General features: G+C 42.3%; 21 protein-coding genes. 10 read left to right on the top strand and 11 right to left on the bottom strand.

The window, feature by feature from the left end:
- The first annotated feature begins 117 nt into the window (after positions 1–117).
- Entirely contained in the window at positions 118–399 is a 282-nt protein-coding gene (locus tag IM319_RS19765) for a hypothetical protein (RefSeq protein ID WP_425185286.1), read from the top strand.
- 170 nt (positions 400–569) lie between these two features.
- Here IM319_RS19765 and plsY read toward each other — a convergent pair whose 3' ends face one another.
- The 3 genes from plsY to IM319_RS19750 all read right to left on the bottom strand — a co-directional run bounded on the left by plsY (position 570) and on the right by IM319_RS19750 (position 3099).
- Positions 570–1226, bottom strand: a complete 657-nt coding sequence (gene plsY / locus IM319_RS19760; protein WP_425185285.1) for a glycerol-3-phosphate 1-O-acyltransferase PlsY — start codon at positions 1224–1226, stop codon at positions 570–572.
- A gap of 69 nt (positions 1227–1295) precedes the next feature.
- Complete coding sequence (gene fabG, locus IM319_RS19755; protein ID WP_286824407.1) at positions 1296–1991, bottom strand: 3-oxoacyl-ACP reductase FabG; 696 nt, start codon at positions 1989–1991, stop codon at positions 1296–1298.
- Between the two features lie 82 nt (positions 1992–2073).
- Positions 2074–3099: an ABC transporter ATP-binding protein gene (locus IM319_RS19750; RefSeq protein ID WP_287736651.1), complete on the bottom strand. Its 1026-nt coding sequence runs from the start codon at positions 3097–3099 to the stop codon at positions 2074–2076.
- A gap of 629 nt (positions 3100–3728) precedes the next feature.
- On the opposite strand from IM319_RS19750, the gene IM319_RS19745 reads away from it, so the two are divergent.
- From IM319_RS19745 to IM319_RS19730, 4 genes are all read left to right on the top strand, one after another.
- Positions 3729–4643 carry an alpha/beta fold hydrolase gene (locus tag IM319_RS19745; protein WP_287736650.1) on the top strand — a complete coding sequence of 305 codons (915 nt, stop codon included), beginning with the start codon at positions 3729–3731 and terminating at the stop codon, positions 4641–4643.
- Between the two features lie 34 nt (positions 4644–4677).
- Positions 4678–5898: a (E)-4-hydroxy-3-methylbut-2-enyl-diphosphate synthase gene (ispG, locus tag IM319_RS19740; RefSeq protein WP_286826587.1), complete on the top strand. Its 1221-nt coding sequence runs from the start codon at positions 4678–4680 to the stop codon at positions 5896–5898.
- Between the two features lie 91 nt (positions 5899–5989).
- A complete protein-coding gene (hisC, locus tag IM319_RS19735; RefSeq protein WP_287685047.1) occupies positions 5990–7036 on the top strand; it encodes a histidinol-phosphate transaminase in 1047 nt (348 codons plus the stop codon).
- Between the two features lie 101 nt (positions 7037–7137).
- Positions 7138–7440, top strand: coding sequence for a winged helix-turn-helix domain-containing protein (locus tag IM319_RS19730; RefSeq protein WP_353857211.1), 303 nt, complete (start codon positions 7138–7140; stop codon positions 7438–7440).
- 144 nt (positions 7441–7584) lie between these two features.
- Here IM319_RS19730 and truB read toward each other — a convergent pair whose 3' ends face one another.
- The 3 genes from truB to IM319_RS19715 form a co-directional block, all read right to left on the bottom strand.
- Positions 7585–8466, bottom strand: a complete 882-nt coding sequence (truB, locus tag IM319_RS19725; protein WP_286826584.1) for a tRNA pseudouridine(55) synthase TruB — start codon at positions 8464–8466, stop codon at positions 7585–7587.
- Between the two features lie 99 nt (positions 8467–8565).
- A complete protein-coding gene (gene tsaD, locus IM319_RS19720; RefSeq protein ID WP_287736648.1) occupies positions 8566–9630 on the bottom strand; it encodes a tRNA (adenosine(37)-N6)-threonylcarbamoyltransferase complex transferase subunit TsaD in 1065 nt (354 codons plus the stop codon).
- Positions 9631–9751: 121 nt separating this feature from the next.
- Positions 9752–11323 carry a hydantoinase B/oxoprolinase family protein gene (locus tag IM319_RS19715; protein ID WP_287736647.1) on the bottom strand — a complete coding sequence of 524 codons (1572 nt, stop codon included), beginning with the start codon at positions 11321–11323 and terminating at the stop codon, positions 9752–9754.
- 219 nt (positions 11324–11542) lie between these two features.
- Here IM319_RS19715 and IM319_RS19710 point away from each other — a divergent pair, with 219 nt between their 5' ends.
- The 3 genes from IM319_RS19710 (at position 11543) to IM319_RS19695 (ending at position 13170) form a co-directional block, all read left to right on the top strand.
- Complete coding sequence (locus IM319_RS19710) at positions 11543–11725, top strand: hypothetical protein (RefSeq protein WP_002763844.1); 183 nt, start codon at positions 11543–11545, stop codon at positions 11723–11725.
- A 504-nt stretch (positions 11726–12229) separates the two neighbouring features.
- Positions 12230–12811 carry a DUF1997 domain-containing protein gene (locus IM319_RS19700; RefSeq protein ID WP_287736646.1) on the top strand — a complete coding sequence of 194 codons (582 nt, stop codon included), beginning with the start codon at positions 12230–12232 and terminating at the stop codon, positions 12809–12811.
- Positions 12812–12819: 8 nt separating this feature from the next.
- Positions 12820–13170: a Rieske (2Fe-2S) protein gene (locus tag IM319_RS19695; RefSeq protein WP_002731942.1), complete on the top strand. Its 351-nt coding sequence runs from the start codon at positions 12820–12822 to the stop codon at positions 13168–13170.
- 378 nt (positions 13171–13548) lie between these two features.
- Here the strand turns inward: IM319_RS19695 and IM319_RS19690 are convergent, their stop codons facing one another.
- Positions 13549–14127 (bottom strand): hypothetical protein, encoded by a 579-nt coding sequence (locus IM319_RS19690; protein WP_287657008.1) that lies wholly within the window; start codon positions 14125–14127, stop codon positions 13549–13551.
- Positions 14128–14253: 126 nt separating this feature from the next.
- Positions 14254–14460 (bottom strand): hypothetical protein, encoded by a 207-nt coding sequence (locus IM319_RS19685; RefSeq protein ID WP_004158486.1) that lies wholly within the window; start codon positions 14458–14460, stop codon positions 14254–14256.
- 237 nt (positions 14461–14697) lie between these two features.
- Between IM319_RS19685 and IM319_RS19680 the strand changes: the two genes are divergently transcribed.
- The gene (locus IM319_RS19680; protein WP_287736645.1) at positions 14698–16038 is read left to right on the top strand and encodes an NB-ARC domain-containing protein; all 1341 of its coding nucleotides are present in this window, start codon (positions 14698–14700) and stop codon (positions 16036–16038) included.
- Between the two features lie 745 nt (positions 16039–16783).
- On the opposite strand, the gene IM319_RS19675 is transcribed toward IM319_RS19680, so the two are convergent.
- The 3 genes from IM319_RS19675 to IM319_RS19665 form a co-directional block, all read right to left on the bottom strand.
- The gene (locus IM319_RS19675) at positions 16784–17596 is read right to left on the bottom strand and encodes a DUF362 domain-containing protein (protein ID WP_287736644.1); all 813 of its coding nucleotides are present in this window, start codon (positions 17594–17596) and stop codon (positions 16784–16786) included.
- 15 nt (positions 17597–17611) lie between these two features.
- The gene (gene dusA / locus IM319_RS19670; protein WP_287736643.1) at positions 17612–18607 is read right to left on the bottom strand and encodes a tRNA dihydrouridine(20/20a) synthase DusA; all 996 of its coding nucleotides are present in this window, start codon (positions 18605–18607) and stop codon (positions 17612–17614) included.
- Between the two features lie 162 nt (positions 18608–18769).
- On the bottom strand, positions 18770–20134 hold the full coding sequence (locus IM319_RS19665) for a collagen-like protein (RefSeq protein ID WP_287736653.1): 1365 nt from the start codon (positions 20132–20134) through the stop codon (positions 18770–18772).
- A gap of 206 nt (positions 20135–20340) precedes the next feature.
- Between IM319_RS19665 and IM319_RS19660 the strand changes: the two genes are divergently transcribed.
- Positions 20341–21630: a glucose-1-phosphate adenylyltransferase gene (locus tag IM319_RS19660; RefSeq protein ID WP_287736642.1), complete on the top strand. Its 1290-nt coding sequence runs from the start codon at positions 20341–20343 to the stop codon at positions 21628–21630.
- Positions 21631–21887 lie beyond the last annotated feature (257 nt).

The raw sequence follows: 21887 nt of genomic DNA, 5'->3' as shown, positions 1-21887 counted from the left end.
TGGTCAATTACCTAATTTTCAGGGAAAAAGTCCCTGAATTTTCCCCCCAATCACTCCAAGGGTCGGCACTTTTTGAGGGAAAAAAAGTCTAAAAACCTTGTTGGATAAGGTTTTTAGATTTATTCAGCAAACCCTAGTTATGACTGGCATAGAAGGCTATTAAATCGTATGAGCAAACCTCAAGATTATCGTCCTGCTGTATTACGAGAAGATACAGTGTATAAACTTAATGAATACCTAAGCTTTCGGCACGTTGTTCGCAATATCTACGGTTTTGAATTGGAAAAACAAAAACTAGAAAATCTGGTTAATAACTATTATAATACATGGCTACAAGTCCAAGAAGATATTAATAGTTTTATCCTTTGGTTAAAAACCACAGCAGACAGTCTTAATTAGGGTCTGCTGAAAAAGTTTTTCCTGGGGGCAGGGTGTGGGGTTTTACCAATTTTCAGGAAAAAAGTAGCTGAATTTTCCTCCCAATCACTCCAAGGGTCGGCACTTTTTGGGGGAAAAAAGTCTAAAAGTCTTACCCCACAAGGTTTTTATGCTTATTCAGCCCGCCCTATTTAACTTACTTCCGATGATTGCTGTACTTTCTGACCTATTTTTGGTTCCGTCCCTGCCAACAATCTTTTAATATTACCGTGATGACGAACAATCACATAGATTCCCCCTATCAAACTAAATAAAATATAGGGGAGAGGTTGACCCAAAACAACCATTAAAATATTCACCACCAGCGCCCCGATAATCGAACCTAAAGAAACAATCCGGAAAAGTGCCAGAATAACCAAAAAACTCGCCAAAGTTCCCCAAGCCACTAGGGGATTCATCACTAATAAAACCCCTAAACTGGTGGCGACGGATTTACCACCACTAAAATTCAAGAAAATCGATTTACTATGACCGATGACTGCACCCAATCCCGCCCCAATAATTAACCAGTAATACCAACTTTCTGGGAGAGGATTGACATCCATAAAATATAGCCCTCGTACCAGGGCTACCGCCGCCATTCCTTTTAACATATCAATTAATAACACCGTCGCCCCGGCAGATTTTCCCAGAGTTCTTAGCACATTGGTAGCCCCAGTGGAACCGGAACCATAGTCACGAATATCGATACCTTTGCTGTATTTACCGATTAAATAACCCGTGGGAATCGAACCGAGCAGATAGGATAAAAGTAAGACAGTAAGACTGATAAGAATCGGAATAAGCATAAATTAACCCCAATTTTTAGCGAGAGCGAGCGCCGTTATCAGTGTATCAGCCTGAAGACAAAAAACCACTCACAGGGAACCATAGACGGGAATTGCCGCCCCGCGCAAGTCCTTCGCCCCTTCCCCCGCCAGAAAACAGATCACCTCGGCTAGAGATTGGGGACTTACCCAGTCCTTAGCATTTGCCTCTCCCATCGCTTCCCGGTTGCCCGGAGTATCGATAATACTGGGCAAAACCACGTTAGCGGTAATATTAGTCTGTTTGGTTTCTTCTGCGATCGCTTGGGTTAAAGCCACTACCGCCGCTTTCGAGGCACAATAGGCGGCCAAATTCGCCCCCGGTTGTACGGCACCACGAGAACCGATAGTGACGATACGACCATAATTATGAAGTTTCATCGAGCGTAAACAGTGTTTACACAGTAAAAAAGTGCTATGGAGGTTTAAATCGAACATTTTTAGCCAATCTTCATAGCTAAACTCCTCCGTCGCCCCCATGGTAAAACCCCCGACTAGATGAATTAAAACATCGACCCGACCGAGATCATCAATTAATCTAGCCACGGCAGTTTCTTGGGTTAAATCCACCCGGACAAAGCGAATACGCTCAAATTCCGCCGCACTCAGCCGAGATTTCAGACGACCCACCTCCCTTTCCTCCCGATAGGTCATGGTTAGATGACCGCCATGGTGTAAAATCGCCGGAGTGACTCCTAAACCCAGTCCTCCCGTACCGCCGGTCAGCAATACCCGTTTATCTTTCATCTTGATTGATATATAATCGATCGCTCCAATTATAGATGATTTAACCGGGCAATTAGGCAATATTACAGCCTTTCTCGCCGGACTAGGATTCCTTCATCGCTTGTTTTTTCTCCGCCTTGAGGTCGCGACTGCTGGCGGCGGCAATTTCCGCATCCATCAGGGTGCGTCCAGTGGCCGCCAGATAGACATCATCGAGACTAGGACGGGATTGGGCCATGCTGAACACGGGTAGTCCCGATTCGGCTAGGGTTTGTTCAATTTTGCTTAAAGGATTGCTATTCGCCGTGACGATAAGATTAAGGGAGTTACCCTGGGCGGTATTGACGATCACTTCCTCGACAAAAGGCAGACGGGATAATAATTCTTTCGCTTTGAAAGCTTCTTCCTCTGGGGAAAATTCTCGCACTTTTAGGGTAATGCGATCGCCGCCAAGTTGCTCCTTCAGTTGTGAGGGTGTGCCCCGAGCGATGACGATACCATTGTCGATAATTGCCAAGTTATCAGCCAATGCGTCGATTTCTTCGAGATAATGGCTGGTAATTAACACACTGGTTCCTGCTGCCCGCAATTGTCGCAGAAAATCCCAGACAATCAAACGACTTTCGATATCGAGTCCCACAGTTGGTTCATCCAGCACCAAAACTTCTGGCTGATGCAGTAATCCCGCCGCTAAATCCAGCCGTTTTTTGATGCCGCCGGAATAGGTTCCTGTTTTTTTGTCGGCGTATTCCTCTAATCCTAAAAGATTTATTAATTCTTTGATGCGCTCTCTTGACTTTTGAGCAGGAATGTGATAGAGAGCCGCTTGTAGTTGCAACAGTTCCCGGCCGGTGAGCATTTTATCGAGGGCTACTTCTTGGGCAACGTAACCGAGGCGTTTACGGGCGGATTTGGGGTTATTCAGGGCATCGACACCCCCCACCTCGATTTTGCCGCCATCAGGTTTAGCAAGGGTACAAAGACAGCGAATCGTGGTGGTTTTCCCCGAACCATTGGGACCGAGTAAACCGAAGATTTCTGCCGCTGCCACGGTAAAGGAGATATCTTTAACCGCTGCCGTCTGACCGTAGGATTTTTTTAACTTTTCGATCGCCACCGCAAGGGTCATAAGCTGATTTTCGCCCACTTGAGCGAGACAATTTTTTTGTTAACTTTCTTGGTCTATTTTAACCCAGATTCCCCACTTGAAAATCTGGTATTTTGACACTCCTGGGCCTAAAGGCGTAAGGATTCTCGAAGCTCATCACTGCGCTTTCTGCTTTCCCTTGCTCACGTCTTACACGATTATGTCTGAACCGAGATTACTAGAATATCAGTTGCTATCTAGTTTCCCTTTTTGTGGTTCACTCTGCAAGCGTTTTCCTATTTTAAGGAAAATTCGGGTATGCCCTACCCTATCTGTCTTACGACAAAGATTTTTACTGGTTTTTCATTCACCGTTGTTGAGCCGCTAATGCACTATGTTTGACGAGGTTTTCGCTACCCTGCCTTTTTGTCTCTTATGCAGACTTTCGAGTTCTAGGGTTCAACTCAATCGAGCCATTCACTACCGCCCACTCAGGGGATTCAAACCAATTTTATTTTCACATAAAGTCGTCCTAAAAGGACGGGGCTTTAACCCAAAATTTTGGTAAAAGTAGTACAAAAATGTTATTCAGCCGCAGGTCAGGGACGGGGAAACCAGTATAATAAAACTAGAGTAATATTTCCTGAAAACCTCTTAAATTTTTGACTTAAGTGACAACTTTACCAGCTTGGACAGAACGCATCGGTTATCAACGGGATTGGGTGTGGCGCGGTTGGCAAATTCGTTATAGTTTTATGCCGGCAAAAAACCCCCAAGATGCCGATAATCCCCCTTTAATTTTACTGCACGGATTTGGAGCGGCGATCGAACATTGGCGCCATAATATTCCTATTCTCAGCCAAAATCATCGAGTTTACGCAGTAGATTTATTAGGTTTTGGTGGTTCGCGCAAAGTACAGGTTCCCTATACCGTTAATCTCTGGGTGGAACAAATACACGATTTCTGGCAAACTGTTATTAACAGACCCGTGGTATTAGTGGGCAATTCGATCGGTTCTTTAGTTAGTATGGCCCTAGCGGGTAAATATCCGGAAATGGTAGCCGGATTAGTTATGCTCAGTTTACCCGATGTCAGCCGTCGGCGGGAAATGATCGCCGATTGGTTATTAAATATCGTCACTCCTATGGAAAAATTTTTCACTTCTCCTTGGCTATTAAAACCGATTTTTTACTATCTGCGTCGTCCGCAAGTCTTGAAAAAATGGGCAGGAATCGCCTACGAAGACAAGAAAGCAGTCAGCGAGGAATTAGTACAAATTATCGCCGCCCCAACCCTAGATGAGGGGGCAGCCGAGGCCTTTATTTCCCTAGCACAAGCTGTCAATCATCCCGAATATTGTCCACCGGCAAAGTTAATTTTACCACGCTTAGAAATCCCGATTTTATTGTGTTGGGGCAAGCAAGATCGGATGGTTCCCGTCCAGTTAGCCCAGGGTTTTGTCTCCCTTAATCCTAGGATTAAATATGTAGAATTTGAACAGGCCGGTCATTGTTTACAGGATGAATGTCCCGACCGTTTTAATCCAATTTTATTAGAGTGGCTAGAATCTGTTCCTGTTCTTTGAGAGAATAGGGAGAGTGATTGTTGGTGATAGTCCTATGCAAACCTTGGAATCGACGCTCAAACCTCCCGCAACTGCCTCCGAATTCGACACCACGATTCACCGACGCAAAACCCGTCCCGTCAAGGTAGGTAGCGTTACCATCGGTGGTGGTCATCCCGTGGTCGTGCAGTCGATGATTAACGAGGATACCCTTGATATAGATGGTTCCGTGGCCGGTATCCGTCGCCTCCATGAAGTCGGTTGTGAAATTGTCCGCGTCACCGTGCCGAGTCTGGCCCACGCCACCGCTTTGGCTAAAATTAGGGAAAAACTGCTGGCCACCTATCAACCCGTGCCGTTAGTAGCCGATGTGCATCACAACGGTATGAAAATCGCCCTAGAAGTGGCCAAGCACGTCGATAAAGTGCGAATTAACCCCGGTTTGTACGTTTTCGAGAAACCGAAAGCCGACCGCGGCGAGTATAGTCAAGCAGAATTTGATGAAATTGGCGAAAAAATTGCCGAAACCCTGAAACCTTTGGTAGTTTCCCTGCGAGATCAAGGTAAAGCGATGCGAATCGGCGTTAACCACGGTTCTCTGGCCGAAAGAATGCTCTTTACCTACGGCGACACCCCCGAAGGAATGGTACAGTCGGCTTTAGAATTTATCCGCATCTGCGAATCCCTCGATTTTCGCAATCTGGTCATTTCCCTAAAAGCTTCCCGCGTGCCGGTGATGGTGGCCGCCTATCGTCTCATGGTTAAGCGCATGGACGAGTTAGGTATGGATTATCCCCTGCATTTGGGTGTTACTGAGGCAGGAGATGGGGAATACGGACGCATTAAATCCACTGCCGGGATTGCCACTCTCTTAGCGGACGGTATTGGTGATACGATTCGCGTTTCTCTGACGGAAGCTCCTGAAAAGGAAATTCCCGTCTGTTACAGCATTCTCCAGGCCCTGGGACTGCGGAAAACTATGGTCGAATACGTTGCCTGTCCTTCCTGTGGTCGCACTCTTTTTAATTTAGAAGATGTCCTGCAGCAAGTGCGCGCAGCGACTCAACACCTCACCGGACTCGATATCGCCGTTATGGGTTGTATTGTCAACGGACCGGGAGAAATGGCCGACGCAGACTATGGTTATGTAGGGAAACAGGCCGGTTATATCTCCCTTTATCGCGGTCGCGAGGAAATTAAACGCGTCCCCGAAAATGAAGGTGTAAGCGAGTTGATTAATTTAATTAAAGCCGATGGCCGTTGGGTAGAACCTTAATTAGTTTTACCGGTAGGGGTTGAACCTATTTCAACCCCTGATAATCAGCTATAATAAAAAGCTTGCTAGAAATTGCCGCCCCAGAGAGTTCATGCTACCTACACGCGATTGTGTTCGTCAAACCCCCGCCTACACTCCGGGAGAACAGCCCCAAACTGCGGGATTTACCAAACTTAACACCAATGAGAATCCCTATCCCCCACTGGCGGAAATTTTTGCCCACCTGCCAGAGCAATTAGAGAAAGTCCGACTCTATCCCGATCCTATCTCCAAAGAGTTACGGCAAACGGCGGCGGAATTATACGGCATAACAGCCGATCAGATAATCGCGGGTAATGGCTCCGATGATATCCTTAATATCGCCCTGCGAACTTTTGTTAACCCTTGCGAAAGCGTCGCTTTTTTGGATTTAACCTATTCTCTTTACGAGACAATTGCCCGGGTACACGGGGCAAATATTATCGAATTTCCCACTAATGATAAATTTGCATTGGAAGGACCGATTATTTGTCCAGAAGCGAAATTAATTTTTCTAGCTTCTCCTAATCCTCCCGTCGGTAAACATCTTGATCGCAACTATTTAGAAGCAACCTGTGCTAATGCCTCGGGATTGGTATTAATTGATGAAGCTTATGTGGATTTTAGTGATGACAATCATCTCGATTTTCTCTCCCGTTACGATAATGTCATTATTAGTCGCACTATGTCGAAAAGTTATAGTTTAGCGGGGTTAAGAGTCGGTTTCGGTTTTGCTTCCAGGGCCATTATCGAACAGATGGATAAGGTGCGTGATTCCTATAATTTAGATCGCATCGCTCAAACTTTAGCCACAGCAGCTTTAAAACACCATAATTATTTTGAGGAAGTTTGGCAAAAAGTCCGTCAAACACGCGGCCGTTTAATTACTTCTCTGCGCGAGTTGGGATTTATTGTTTTTGACTCGGAAGCTAATTTTATCCTCGCTTCTCCCCCCCAGATTAGTGCCAGTGAGTTATATAATCAACTCAAAGAGCGTCAGATATTAGTGCGATACTTTAAACATCCTCGCATTCAGAATTATGTGCGGATTTCGATCGGGACTGATGGGGAGATTGATCGCCTTTTATCTGCTATTCAAGAGATTATGGGAACAAATTAATCTCTGTTTCCGTCAAGACTTTATTAGCACTTTAAACCCTAATAACTTATCGAAAAAAAGGCTAGATCGAGCGGAACAAAGCAGCGACAAACAATGGTCTAATAGCCTGTTGTTTCTCCCGATTACTAGCCTTGGCTATCAAGATTATTAGTCCGACAAAAGGACTAAATACTAGCGCACAAATTTTTGAACTTATGCAAGTTTATCCCCAAGGAATCACAGTTCAAGAATTGAGCAATCGCTTAAATCGTCCCGTTTCTATGCTCAATCTTTGTCTAAAATCTTTGGTCGCTTCTAAAAAAATCCTGGCCAGAAAAAATCATAATCAGTGGGTTTATACTGTTAATAATACTAAATCCTGTTTAAAAGGTATAGGAGAGTGGGAAGTGGGAAGTGGGAAGTAGGAAGTGGGGGGAAACAATCCATAACTGGGTTTTTAAAGATCGATTGGGAGTTAATCATACTATTAAAAACGGATTTGGTATAAAAAAGCTTAGTTTGTCCAGATAAGCATACTTAATATCTAGAAAAAGTGTTTATTATTAACCCTATTGCTGAATAACTATTTTAGGCTGTAGGTAGTATTCATCTTCTATAACAACTATCTCACCAATGCCGAGAAATTCAGCTTCTAAAGACTCCACAGCAACCAGAGAACCGAGTATAACATTTGTATCGGTGAGATTAATTTTTCTGCCGTGAAACCAATCGATAACTCTCTCTGGTGTGAAAGAAATCCAGTCTAGATGTGCCAAGGCAATGCGAGGCGAAATTAAACCCTCGGAATTAGCCATTAAAGCTTCCAGATTAATACTATCGGCCAACTGAAAACCACAGCTTTCCGTGCGAGTTAGACTGGCTAAAGTGCCACCCACAGCTAACACCTTCCCCAAATCTCTGGCCAGGGAACGAATATAAGTCCCCGATCCACAGTGAATATCTAGCTCTATTTGCGGAAATTCGCCCTCTAACCAGTCTAAAACCGTAATTTGGTCAATTTTGACCTGACGAGGCTCCACTGCGATTATTTCCCCTTTGCGCGCCAATTCGTAGAGACGACGACCATCCTTGTGAATAGCACTATACATCGGCGGAATCTGGGCAATATTGCCGATAAATTCCGCTAAATGGGGCTTAACTGCCTCTAAAGTTAAATCGGCACAGGGACAAGCAGCGATCGCTTTTCCCGTAATATCATCGGTATCGGTGCTGAGTCCTAACTGGATTTTTGCCCGATAAGCCTTATTTTCGGGTAAATAGGCCAGTAATCGGGTGGCAGCACCGACGGCGATCGGTAAAACTCCCGTAGCCATAGGATCTAAAGTTCCCCCATGGCCGACTCGTTTAGTCTTAAGAATTTTTCGGACTTTGGCCACGCAATCGTGAGAAGTCCAATCGGGGGGTTTATTGAGATTTAAAAAGCCAAACATTTTAAGTAGTCGTGGAAAATTAATTTCCTAGTCGAGACAGGAGACAGGAGACAGGAGACAGGAGACAGGAGATGGGGAGAATAGATAAAAGCAATCTCCTCAATTCTGAATACTGACGGCTGAATCTGACGTATTATATAATTGCATAACTTCGCTTAAAGGTAAACGGGAACGAACACCGAGGGAAAGGTCAGAAAAATGACCAAGATCATAATGATCAACAGCAGCGCGAGCAATCATAGCGGCGTTATCGGTACAGAGTTTAAGCGGCGGAAAATAGACAGTTAAATGATGATTTTTGGCGGCAGTTTCCAGATGATTTCTTAAGGCACTATTGGCCGCCACTCCTCCACCGATTGCGATAGTTTTTAAGCCATAATCTAAGGCACAATTGATTGTCCGACGGGTTAAACTTCTGGCTACCGTATCTTGAAAACTAGCGGCTATATCAGCTACAGGTAAATTATCTGGCTCGAATTTCTCTACTAAGCGCAAAACAGCAGTTTTTAAACCACTAAAACTGGAATCGTAGGCATGAAAACCGCCGGTTGGTAAAGATATTTTACCTTCAGGTAAGGGAAAAGCTTGGGGATTACCATCTTTGGCCATGCGATCGATTATCGGACCACCGGGATAACTTAAGTTTAATAATCGTGCCACTTTATCAAAAGCTTCTCCGGCTGCATCATCTCTAGTGGTTCCTAATTGTTGATATTTGCCGCAGGCCTGCACATGGATTAAACTGGTATGACCCCCAGAGACTAAAAGAGATAAAAAAGGAGGTTTAAGATCAGATTCAGCGAGATAGGAAGCATAGATATGACCTTCGAGATGATGAATGCCGATAAAGGGTTTATCGTGGACAATAGCCAGGGTTTTAGCCGCCGTCATTCCCACCATTAAAGCACCTACTAAACCGGGGGCAACTGTGGCGGCTATTCCATCAATTTCTGACCAATTTAACCCCGTTTCTTGCCAAGCTTTTTCTAGACAAAAATTAATGGTTTCTAGGTGTTGTCGGGAGGCCATTTCCGGCACAACACCGCCATAGAGACGATGGAGATCAATTTGAGAAGAAACCACACTACTCAACACCTGGTTATTGTTAACAATAGCCACAGCCGTTTCATCGCAACTGGTTTCGATCGCTAAGATAATTGTCATGATTTAATCAGTAAATCGTCAGACACCCCCCTTATTAAGGGGGGATTAAGGGGGGATCCATCTTTAATTTAATTATAACCACTTACTTAATTTTGCTTAGGTACTTAATTAAAGTTATCGTTCAGCAATTTCCATAGCCACCACCGCCGGGGGTTTCAATAATAAAAATATCACCAAGGTTCATTTCTACAGTCGCAGTACCGGGCAATTCTTCGATAGTTCCATCGTTTCTTTCCACGGCATTACGTCCTATTTTACCAGCTTTTCCTCCCGCCAGTCCAAAGGGGGGAATCAGGCGATTACTCGACAGAATATTGGCGGTCATAGCCTCTTGAAATTTAATTCTTCTAATCACACCATCACCTCCAGAATATTGTCCCCTGCCGCCACTATCGGGGCGAATGCTAAAACTTTCTACTAACACAGGATAGCGCATTTCTAATACTTCTGGATCGGTGAGACGGGAATTAGTCATCTGGGTTTGCACGGCAGCGGTTCCCGCAAAATTTGCCCCCGCACCGGAACCGCCACAAATAGTCTCATAATATTGATATTCTTGATTGCCAAAAGTGAAATTATTCATCGTCCCTTGGCTGGCTGCTTGAATGCCTAAAGCACCGTATAAAGCATTAACTATTGCCTGGGAAGTTTCCACATTTCCAGCTACCACGGCCGCCGGATAAACGGGATTAAGAAAACAGCCAGACGGGATAATTAAATGGAGGGGTTTGAAACAGCCAGCATTTAAAGGAATTGCCTCCTCCACAAGGGTACGAAAAACGTATAAAACCGCCGCTCTTGTCACTGCTAGGGGTGCATTAAAGTTATTATTTAACTGGTCAGATGTGCCAGTAAAATCAATAGTTGCTTGACAATTATCAATATCTATGCTAATTCTGACCTTGATGACAGCACCGTTATCCAGATAATAAGTAAATTCACCATCTTTCAGGACAGATATAGCTTTTCTAACCGCTAATTCCGCATTATCTTGAACAAACTGTTGATAGGCTTTAACCATAGCTAATCCGTAGCGATCAACCAGATTATGTAATTCTCTTTCCCCCTTGGCATTAGCGGCTATTTGTGCTTGAAAATCGGCAATATTTTGGGCGATATTGCGTGCTGGAAAAGGACTATTAGTTAAGTGATTAATTAATTCTTGTTCCCGAAACTGTCCCCCCGCTACCAGCAAAAAATTATCGAATAAAATTCCTTCTTCGCTAATATGAACAGAATGGGGAGGCATAGAACCGGGGGTAATTCCACCGATATCAGCTTGATGTCCCCGGGAGGCAAGATAAAATAATATTTCCTGATTTTGGCGGTCAAAAATAGGACTAATTACTGTGACATCTGGCAGGTGAGTACCGCCATTATAAGGATTATTAGCCAGATAAACATTCCCGGGACGAATCGTCTCACCTTTATCCTGAATTAAGCTTTTAACGCTATCGGACATAGAGCCTAAATGGACGGGAATATGAGGAGCATTAGCGATTAAATTTCCCACCTCATCAAAAATAGCACAGGAGAAGTCTAGGCGCTCTTTAATATTGACACTTGCTGCCGTATTTTGCAGAGTAATCCCCATTTCTTCGGCAATAAATTGATAGAGATTTTTAAAGATTTCTAGATAAATAGGATCGGCAACGGTAGTTATTTCTGTGCGGTGAGAATTGAGAGGGGACATAGGAAAGTCAGTTATCAGTTATCAGTTATCAGTTAGCTGTCTCTTGTCTTTTTTCTCCTCCTGTCTCGGAGTTTACTGTCTGCTCACCCAAGAGAAGATTTTTGATTTTTGCAGGAGATCTAGTTACCAGTGATCACTGGCTGTTCACTGTTCACCGATCACTGTTCACTGATATGGGCTGACTGATATATAATCGCAGTCAGTACCAGAGGGTGAATTATGGATAAAACCAGCTTGATCGATAAAGTGCAACAAATGGCCAATAAACGGGATTATTTACTGCAATTGCGCGATAAACCCGACATTGGGGGTCTGAGATTAGATGTTAATCAAGCTCTTGAGGAGTTGGATGAATTACTCGATGAGTTTCAAGCAACTTTTCCTGAAGAAAAACTTAGTTAACTATCCGACCCGACGGAATTGAGATTTGTCCGCTTGTGCTAATTTTCCCAAGTCATCGATCGCTTTGATCAGATCTTGGGAAGATATATCTTTAGGGTAGTATAGGTCAAAAACTGTAGTTTGATTATTTTTTTTCTATTGGAAGCTTTGCCAAGAATCTATAGGCAATAATGGGGATATGAGGGGCGAACTGTTTGATTTCAATAGCGGCGCTCTGTCCATTTAAGAAAGGCATCCGTACATCTAAAATAACTTCCCAACGTGATATTATCTCACCATATCATATCACTGTACAAACTGTCAAGGGTGGTGGAAACTAATTATTTTAATACTCGCAGGGCTGAGTTTAATCCCGTTGAAAACCAAGACTAAGATTGAATATTAGCCGTGCTTCGCTGTTTATATGCTGGTCAGCTTTTCATCTCCGAGGTGAAACCGAGGGTTCCTTCAAGCTGACATTCAAGGTAAAATTAATAAGGGAGACAAATTTAAGATAGCCAACTTATGGAAGTAACTTTTAGCGCTGCCGAATCCCTAGAAATTGTTGTTGCTGAACAAACAATCCCGATTCAGCATTATCTGCGCCAACCGCAAAGATTAGTACAGGCTATCGTTGAGACTAGCTTAACAGAAAACTTGTCTGAGAATCGGTTTCGACTGAAAATGCGTCCCCTCAACTTCTTGAATTTGTACTATTTTCAGCCCACGGTTATTCTCAATGTCTGGGCCACTTCTGGGGGGACGATATTTTTGCAATCAGAAGACTGTCAGATCAAAGGTATTGATTATATCAACGATCGCTTTAGCCTCAATGTTAAAGGCAAACTCGCTCCTGTGGAAAAAAATAATCAAACCTATCTAGCGGGGAAAGCCAATCTTGAGGTGAAAGTTGCCCTACCACCACCATTATGGTTAACCCCGCGTCCACTGTTAGAAATCACCGGCAATAGTCTCTTAAAAGGGGTTTTATTGCGGATTAAACAGCGTTTAATGAGTCAATTGTTGCAAGATTACCAACAATGGGCTAAACAGGATATTATTGCCCAAAATTACCCCGAAACGATTCTCGATCTCTCCCTTAGTTAAATAAAAATATGAGTTGGACAAAAGTATTATCTGTAGATTCCCTTGCCCCCGGCGCCCGTCAAGTGGTAAAAGTGGGGGAAAATTCCATTCTGTTGATTAACAATAACGGTCAATTCCACGCCGTCGGTAATCGTTGTCCTCATTTAAAATTATCGATGACGAAGGGCAAAATTACCGAAGACGGCGCGATCGTTTGTCCCTGGCATCGTAGTTCTTTTGATCTCTGTAGCGGTGCTGTCAAAGATTGGATTACCTGGCCCCCTGTGGTTAACAAAGCGATGGCGGCAGTTTCTCAACCCCAAGCTTTACCCGTTTATCCCCTTCGCATCGAAGACGGCAGCATCTGGATAGACGCATAACCGCTCACCGAGGGGGGGGTTTTGGGCAACCTAAAGAGCAGTTGCTTTAACCAACACCGATTCCGGTGCGGTGGAGGTATTGGCCGATGATATTCCCAATACAGACTTGGTCTTTGAATTTAGACCTAGATATCTTAGTGGAAACCCTGCGAATTGTTCTTTTCGGTAAGGGTGCTTATTAATCAACAAAATCACTTGGTAGTGGGATAATATTACACAGCTAACCCAGTCTATTAGAAAACAGGAGCATCTTGACTAGATAAAAATTTAGCCTGAAATCTATTAGGTTATCTTGGTTGTGTCATTCCACTACCAATGAGGTATTTTTAGAGACCGTCTTTAGTTGGTGAATTGAAATTTTAAATCGATAGTTTAGATTTATCGATTCCCGTCATCGCGGAGGGCAAACAATCCAGCAACTGCTACTGCTGCCGCACCCATTAATGCGGCAAACAATTGGGGACTGCGTTTTTTTCCTGTCAGAACATCATAAGCAAAATGTTCACAGTTGCTAGATAATGTACTATAGCTTGTCTCTGCGTATTTTAACAGTCTTTCTCTCGCAGCAGAAGTATCAGAACAAATTCCATCGACTGAAAAAACAGGATGTGTGTTCTTGTTATCATAATAGTCATTGCAATATTCCCTTAAAGTACAAAATTGAAGCCCATCTCCAGTAAAATGATAAACCATACAATCATCTACTTTTTTTCCCGTTCGTCTTATATCTCCATGTAGCTTAAGAGTATCCTTGATATCTAAGAGAATAGCATGATCGACCTCTATAGGATTAATAGATAAAGCAACAACATTCAATAGAAACAGATTAGGAGGAGAACTTTTTGCTTTCTCCATTAGTCTTTGATGATCGATTACAATCCTTTGTGGTGAGAAGCTACGATAATTGCCACTCCCGTCAGTATAACCTGTCATTTTTAATTCGTTGTCTCTACTCATACAACTCCTTAGTGTCTTGTTCGCTAAACTGATTGCTCAATAAAATATTAATCACAGACAGCAAAAAGACTGCTGTGATTAATAGCAAATATTTGAATGACTCTAGCATTACTTTGGATCAGAAAACTAATCCTTGTTATTTCCAGAATCAGAAGACTTGCTTGATTTTCCTGATACAATTTTTTGAGTTGCTACCTTACCAGCTTCGCTGGCAGCACCTTTTGCCGCTTCTTTTAGCACTTCCTTAAGAGAATGTCCAATAGCGTCTTTACTGGAACCTGACATAAATCCTGCCTCCCTAATTAAGATTAAATGGTATAAACTGTTCGTCATCTAAATTCCCGAATTAATCTAAGCTAGACAATGGGTTCAGTGCCTAAAAACACTGCTTAGAGTGCGAACTGCTTATTTATGTCCCTGATCATAGCTTCAAAAATTGGCATCAGAGCCTTAAAAAGACTTGGAATAAAAGCCTTAAAAAGACTGTAGCAAATTCAAAAAAGCCAGAAAAAACTTTTTTAGACGCAAAAAGCATGATATAACCCTTAGCGTTAATTACCAGTAGAATGTATGATTGATATTCAAGAGATTGTTAACATTGCTGATGAGTTAATTTTTTCTCATATTGGAGAACATCTTAATGACTTGCAAAAAACTGTTCTCTTAGGCACAATACAAGGCAAAAGTTACCTTGAAATTGCCTCTGAAGCTCAATACACAGAAAAATACATTAAAGATACTGCGGGAAAACTCTGGAAGATTTTATCTGAATCAGTAGGAGAAAAAGTAAAAAAATCTAATGTAAAAGCAACCATAGAAAGATGTTATTATTCTTCAAACAATATTTTTCAAGGTATTCAAATTAACAGTGGCAATATTTGTCGAGACACATCTTCAGATATGCACTCACATCAAGAGAAAACTGTTAATCATGAAGATTTAAGTGATGCTCCTAATATTGAGAATTTTTATGGTCGGATGGAAGAATTAAAGGAATTAGAACAAAAAATTATTCAAGAAAAATGTAATCTAATAAACATTGTTGGTGTTAAAGGTATTGGTAAAACAGCCTTGAGCTTAAATTTAGTTGCGATCATCAAGCCGCACTTTGATTATGTCATCTATAAAAGCCTTAAATCCTTGCCAACCTTATCACAACTTATTAGAGAAATAATTAGCGTGTCTCATGAATTAGATTCTGATAATTATAACAATGATTCCTCTGATAAAATAACACAATTTAAGGAGATTTTAAAGAAACATCGTTATCTTATTATTCTTGACGATGTCAATTGGGTTTTCTCCCCAATTCAATCTTTAGGTTCTTATAAAAAAGGATATGAAGAATACAGTATTCTCTTGACAATTTTATCGCAAACACAATATCAAAGCTGTATTATCATTAACAGTTGTGAATATATTCGTGAGCTTAATGATACTATGATTCTAGAGTTATCTGGACTAGGTAATGAGAGCAAACATATTATCAATGATTATAGCTTACAAGGTAAAGAGTATTACGAAGAATTAATATCTATCTACGAAGGAAACCCACTTTATTTAAAAATTATTAGCAGTCTAATTCGAGACTTATTTGCAGGAAATATTGCTGAGTTTTTAAGTTATGAACAACCCTTTTTTGATCATGACTTAATAGATGTTTTGCGAGAAACATTAAGTTTTCTAATTACCAGTGAAATTCAATTACTTAAATTTCTCGCCAATCAGCCGGATAGAATATCAATGAATCAAATTAAAAAACATCCTAATATTTTATCCTCAAAAGAATTAATTAATAATCTTCAATCTCTGAAAAGACGCTTAATGATTTCTCTAGAACAGCAAGATGATCAAATTTATGTGGCCATTCCTTTTATCATCAAAAATTTTATTATTTCTTACATAGATTAAATTAAATTTTGTTTTGTGTTAAATTTTTAGTATTTGACTACTTAATTGATGTGATAATTTTTTTTTCAGAGCCTGTTAGCAAACAACTATTATTAACTGAAAATAAGTTCTACTCAAGGAAATTTTGTCACTACTTTTACAAAAAGATAAGGCTTTCAGATGATGAAATGGTAGGGATTTGAATCATCGCTAATTCAGTTTATATGGCTCTTCGTTACTTGGTATGGTTCGATAGGGGGGCATAAATTGACTAAATCCTTATCTGGCAAGAGACTTAATTGATGAGTTCGCTTTAGATCAAAAACAATTGACAAAAATCGCCAAATGCCTTTCTACATAAGGGTTATATCCCCTATAACCCCAGTCCATTGCATAACACAAACCGAAGAGCCGTTTATATTAATAATTGATAGAATGCCTCTGGATATAGATCCTAAAACAGGGCAGAAATCATTTTGTCCAAAATACATCTAAGCAAACAGCAGCTGATTACTGATTACCCTAACCTAATTTACCTTCATCTTTCTCTAGGTTTTAAAACGCAGCAAACCAGAAATATTGGTCTTATCCCCTGATAAATTATTGTCTATGGGTGATAGGTGATAAGCTAAACGGCTTTTACTTCGGATCACCGATATAGACTCCAAAAGGGTTATAGCTATTGGATCATGCAGGTTAAGCGCCGTTTAGCTTACAAGCAATCCACGGTCAACCAGAAAGACTAGCGAAACAAGAATTATTAACCCTAATTAGTTCCGTTTAAAAGTTGAGAACGAAGCAAATCGATCGCATTTAAATAACTCGGCATCGGTTCATCACCTAACAGACAAGCACTACGATCCACGCTAATCATATCATCACCCCAAAACACTTGACCCAGAGGAATAGATTTTCCTCGATCCGGTCGCCAATTGCTACTAAAATATTTGAGATTAGCGTCCACCACTGCCCCATCAAAAAGATGACCGATACAAAAATAGACATCCTGTAAAATTAGCGGTACGGAGGGGCGATGTAATTGCCCCCGCGAGTTAGGACTACGGGCCTGATAATGACTACGGGGAAAGAGTCCATAGAGATTTTTTAAAGAAGCAGAAATCAGGGGTTTATCCTTTAAATGGGTGCGTTTTAAGGTTCCAATCGTGATCCGACAATCCACTTCTTCGATAATTTTAGGAGCAAACATCGAGGGAAAACGGACAGGAAAAGGGGAAAGATTCGGATATTCTTGCTGGGGTAAACTATCAGCATCAAGAATGGTTATTCCGGGAGCGAGAATAGATTTTACTCCCAAAATATCGATAATTTCTCTCAAAGAAATAGCCGAACAAACTCCCTCTACCAAGATAATTTCTGCTCCAGGATTTACCCCTCTCAATCCCCGCAAAACTTGACTTAATACCGGCAGACTAACCGTTACTGGGGGAGGCACAGGATAACCTAAATTAGGTTTAATTAAAATACGTTTAGCTGTGATAGCTGCCGGGGGAGGTTGATAAACAAAATCCACCATAGCTGAATTTTTTACCCCGGCAGTAATTGAGGATTGGGTAATCATAGAAAAGAAAATAAATCAATGGGAAGCTGAAAGATTAGCCAGATCATTGAGGGAATTTACCTGCTGTAAAGCTTGCCAGATTACCCCAGAATCGGCCCCAGTAAAATGGCTATTTTCACTAATATAACGCTTCCAGGCCTTAGTTCCGGGCTGACCGGCAAAAAGCTGTAGAAGATGTTTGCTGATCTGGTGTAGTTTATAACCTTTACTCACCCACTCATCGATGTAGGGAAGCATTTTTTTGATTACTTCTTCCCGGGTAGGAGGAGTAACCGATTCCCCATAAAAATCTCGATCGACTGTGGCAAATAAATAGGGATTATCGTAGGCTGCCCGACCAATCATAACTGCATCTACTAATTGTAAATGTTGTCTAGCCTGTTCTAAATTAATGATACCGCCGTTAATTTCAATAAACAAATGGGGAAACTGATTTTTTAGTCGATAAACATCATCGTAACGCAAAGGGGGGACGGTGCGATTTTCCTTGGGACTTAATCCCTGTAACCAAGCTTTGCGCGCATGGATGGTAAAACGTTGACAACCCGTATCCGCAACAATACGGACAAAATTCGCCATATTTTCGTAACTATCTTGATGATCAATGCCAATTCTCTGTTTTACAGTAACGGGAATCGATACAGCTTGATTCATTGCCGATATTCCCCTAGCGACTAATTCCGGGTTAGCCATCAAACAAGCGCCGAAATTGCCCTCTTTTACCCTGGAACTAGGACAACCCACATTGAGATTTACCTCGTCATAACCCATATCTTCGGCTATTTTAGCGCATTCTGCCAAGAGATAGGGATTATCACCCCCTAACTGCAAAGCTAGAGGTTTTTCTGCTAGGGAGAACCCCAGCAACTTATAGCGATCGCCGTGTTTAATCGCCATCGTCGTGATCATTTCCGTGTAGAGAAGGGGACGACGGCTAATTTGTCGCCAAAAATAGCGAAAATGGCGATCGGTATAATCCATCATCGGCGCCACACTTAAAATATTGCCCATCTTTCCCTTTAACATTGGTTCTAAACTATCGGGACATTCCCTAGGTAAACCGACAGAACAACCAGTCTTCCTCCCAAGATATTTTAAAGCCTTTTGGTAAGTTGACTATCTAAATTACTCGTTAAGACTGCACCGGAGAAAGGAGAAGGGAGCTTTTTTGACTTACCTCCGTGGGATATTTGCCCCTTTAATCGTGTCGCGAATGACGATTTTTTGTTCTTTGGAATAACCGGCAAAAGAACGAGTAGCCAGTAACTCGATTTCTACCCCCGTACCCGATCGTAAAGATTCCACAGGTAAGGGTAATTGACCGATATCTAGAATAAATTGATTGCCCTCCTGTCGGACCAAATTAGCGGGCATATCTCCTTCGTAGCGAGTGACAAAATCGGTTCTGGGACTGGTTTGTAGGTCGTCTGCTTGCCAACGAGTGACGCGATAACGCACTTTAAATTTAGTGCCGATTAAATTCGATTGGGAAGCTTTATCTTCGAGAAAAAGCCTTAAATCAGTACCATTTCCTGTAATACCTTTTGCTTCTAATTGGGTGACATCTCGTTCAAAAACAGCATTATAAACGACAAATTCCGTAACATTATTGCGTTTTTGAGTGGTTCCCTCGATCCAGAGTTCACTGGGGATAGTTACCCTCAGTTCCTTTTGATCATCGAGGGTTAAAGTAAAACGCTGATTAGTAAACCGGTTAAACTCTTGGGGCGCATTCCAAATTAAAATAAAAGAACGTTCCGATCGATCTACTAAAATCCGATATTGATCATCGATCAGGGAACCGGGGGCAAATAAAGACATTGCCCCGGTGCGAGTTTCCCAAGTATTTTTAGATAGAATATAACCCCGTTCTTTTAACTCCGAAAGGGGAACAGTTGCGCTCGGTTGATCGGCAGTTAAAGGGCGATCGATTTGAATTAAAGTTAACTGTCCTAAACGCCCTTCGCGACCGTTACGACCACTATTACCCGTCGCCCCATCGAGACCATCCTGACAGCTAAATTCTCTGGTGGTACAGCTATAATTGGCATCACCCGGCCTACCGCTACAGGTTTGAATTGTCCAAAAAGGTTGGGAACAGCGACAACCTTTACCTCCTTGGCCTCCCTGACCCCCAAAACCCCCAGCGCCTCCGGCAGCATTGACCGTTACTTGTCTTAAAAAATCTAAATTAGTGGCATAGAGGGTTAAAGCGCCGCCATTGCCCCCATCACCCCCATCACCCCCATTGCCACCGTTGCCACCACCGGCCGCCTGGAGATTTCGTGTTACATTGCCCGGTTGACCGCTACAGTTGCCATCGCTGCCATTGCTGCCATTTTCACCATCGACCCCTTTTTGTCCTGAAATATCGAGTTTTAGGGGAGAACCATCGAGAAAGAGGGTTAAACTATCACTATTTCTGCCTTGGCCGCCGACCTTGCCAGCTTTCCCGCTTTGGCCTTGTTTACCGAAAGTCTGTACATCGGAACCTTGGGCTAACCAAGAACAGCGATCGCCCGTCACCGTGGCGGGCATTAGGTACGGTAAAGGGATAAAAAAGGTGAATATTAATGATTTAGCCCAAAAATTCATGATTTTAGCGAATTTATCCGCAAAGACTCCGATCAATTCCCTCTTGATGACTTTTAGATTGAGATTTTTGTTTCCCCTCTATCAATAAGGTGCGCTATCATCCTACACTTACTTTGAGAAGGAAACAGCCAATCGCGAGGGTTACGCGCGTGAAAAAAGTATTAGCTATTATCTTGGGTGGCGGGGCCGGAACTCGCCTTTATCCCTTAACGAAACTGCGGGCAAAACCTGCCGTCCCCCTAGCGGGAAAATATCGCTTAATCGATATTCCCGTCAGCAATTGTATTAACTCCCAGATTGACAAAATCTATGTGTTGACGCAATTTAATTCCGCTTCTCTCAATCGTCACCTCAATCGTACCTATAATTTTACGGGTTTTAGCGATGGTTTCGTGGAAGTTTTGGCCGCTCAACAAACCATGGAGAATCCTCAATGGTTCCAAGGCACGGCCGACGCGGTACGACAATATATCTGGACGATGAAGGATTGGGATATCGATGAATATCTAATTCTCTCGGGAGATCATCTCTATCGCATGGACTACAGCAAGTTCATCGAACGCCATCGGGAAACCAACGCCGATATCACTTTATCGGTGGTTCCCATCGATGAACGTCGCGCCTCCGCTTTTGGGGTGATGAAAATTAATGATTCGGGGCGAATTGTCGATTTTTATGAGAAACCCAAAGGGGCAGAATTGGAAAGAATGCGGGTAGATACGACGATTTTAGGCTTAAATCCTGACCAAGCCCGTCAAAATCCCTACATCGCCTCCATGGGAATTTATGTCTTTAAAAAGAATGTTTTAATCGATCTGCTCGATGCCAATAAAGAACAGACCGATTTTGGTAAGGAAATTATTCCCTCGGCGGCTAAAGACTACAATCTTCAGGCTTATTTATTTAAAGGTTACTGGGAAGATATCGGCACGATTGAAGCCTTTTATGAGTCTAATCTCGCCTTGACCCAACAACCAAATCCCGCCTTTAGTTTCTACGACGAAAAAGCCCCCATCTATACCCGTTCTCGCTATCTGCCACCGACAAAAATGCTCAATTGTACGGTGACAGAATCGATGATTTCTGAAGGTTGTATTCTCAAAGAATGTCGCATCCATCACTCGATTTTAGGTATTCGTAGTCGAGTCGGCAAAGACTGCTCGATCGAGGATACAATGCTGATGGGATCGGACTTTTATGAGTCTTTCCCCGAACGGGAAAGTCTCGCCCGAGATGGCAAAGTTCCCATGGGTATCGGCCCCGGTTCGACTATTCGTCGGGCAATTGTGGACAAAAATGCTCGCATTGGTGCCAATGTTTTAATTGTTAACAAAGATCGTGTGGAAGAAGCTAATCGCGAAGATTTAGGTTTCTATGTTCGCAGCGGTATCGTGGTTATTTTCAAAAATGCCACTATTCCCGACGGGACGGTGATTTAATCTATCAGTTATCAGTTATCAGTTATCAGTTACCAATTTAAATGTTGAACAGGTTATGACGAGCCAATATTTGCTTGATCAGATGGCTTCTTTTTCTGATTGAAGGGCTAAAATGGGGCTCTTCTAGGTTCTGTGTGAGCATGGTATAATAGTAACACAGAACAGGAGGTGGGTTATGTGGATAAATTTTGATCAACTCCTCGATTTACCAAATGTAACAGTGGTCAATTATCAAAAAATTGAGCAGACAATTTTCC

The organism is Microcystis sp. M113S1 (assembly GCF_020246945.1).
Lineage (GTDB): Bacteria > Cyanobacteriota > Cyanobacteriia > Cyanobacteriales > Microcystaceae > Microcystis.
The sequence above is the reverse complement of the archived record's forward strand: the minus strand, read 5'-3'. Positions and strand labels throughout refer to the sequence as shown.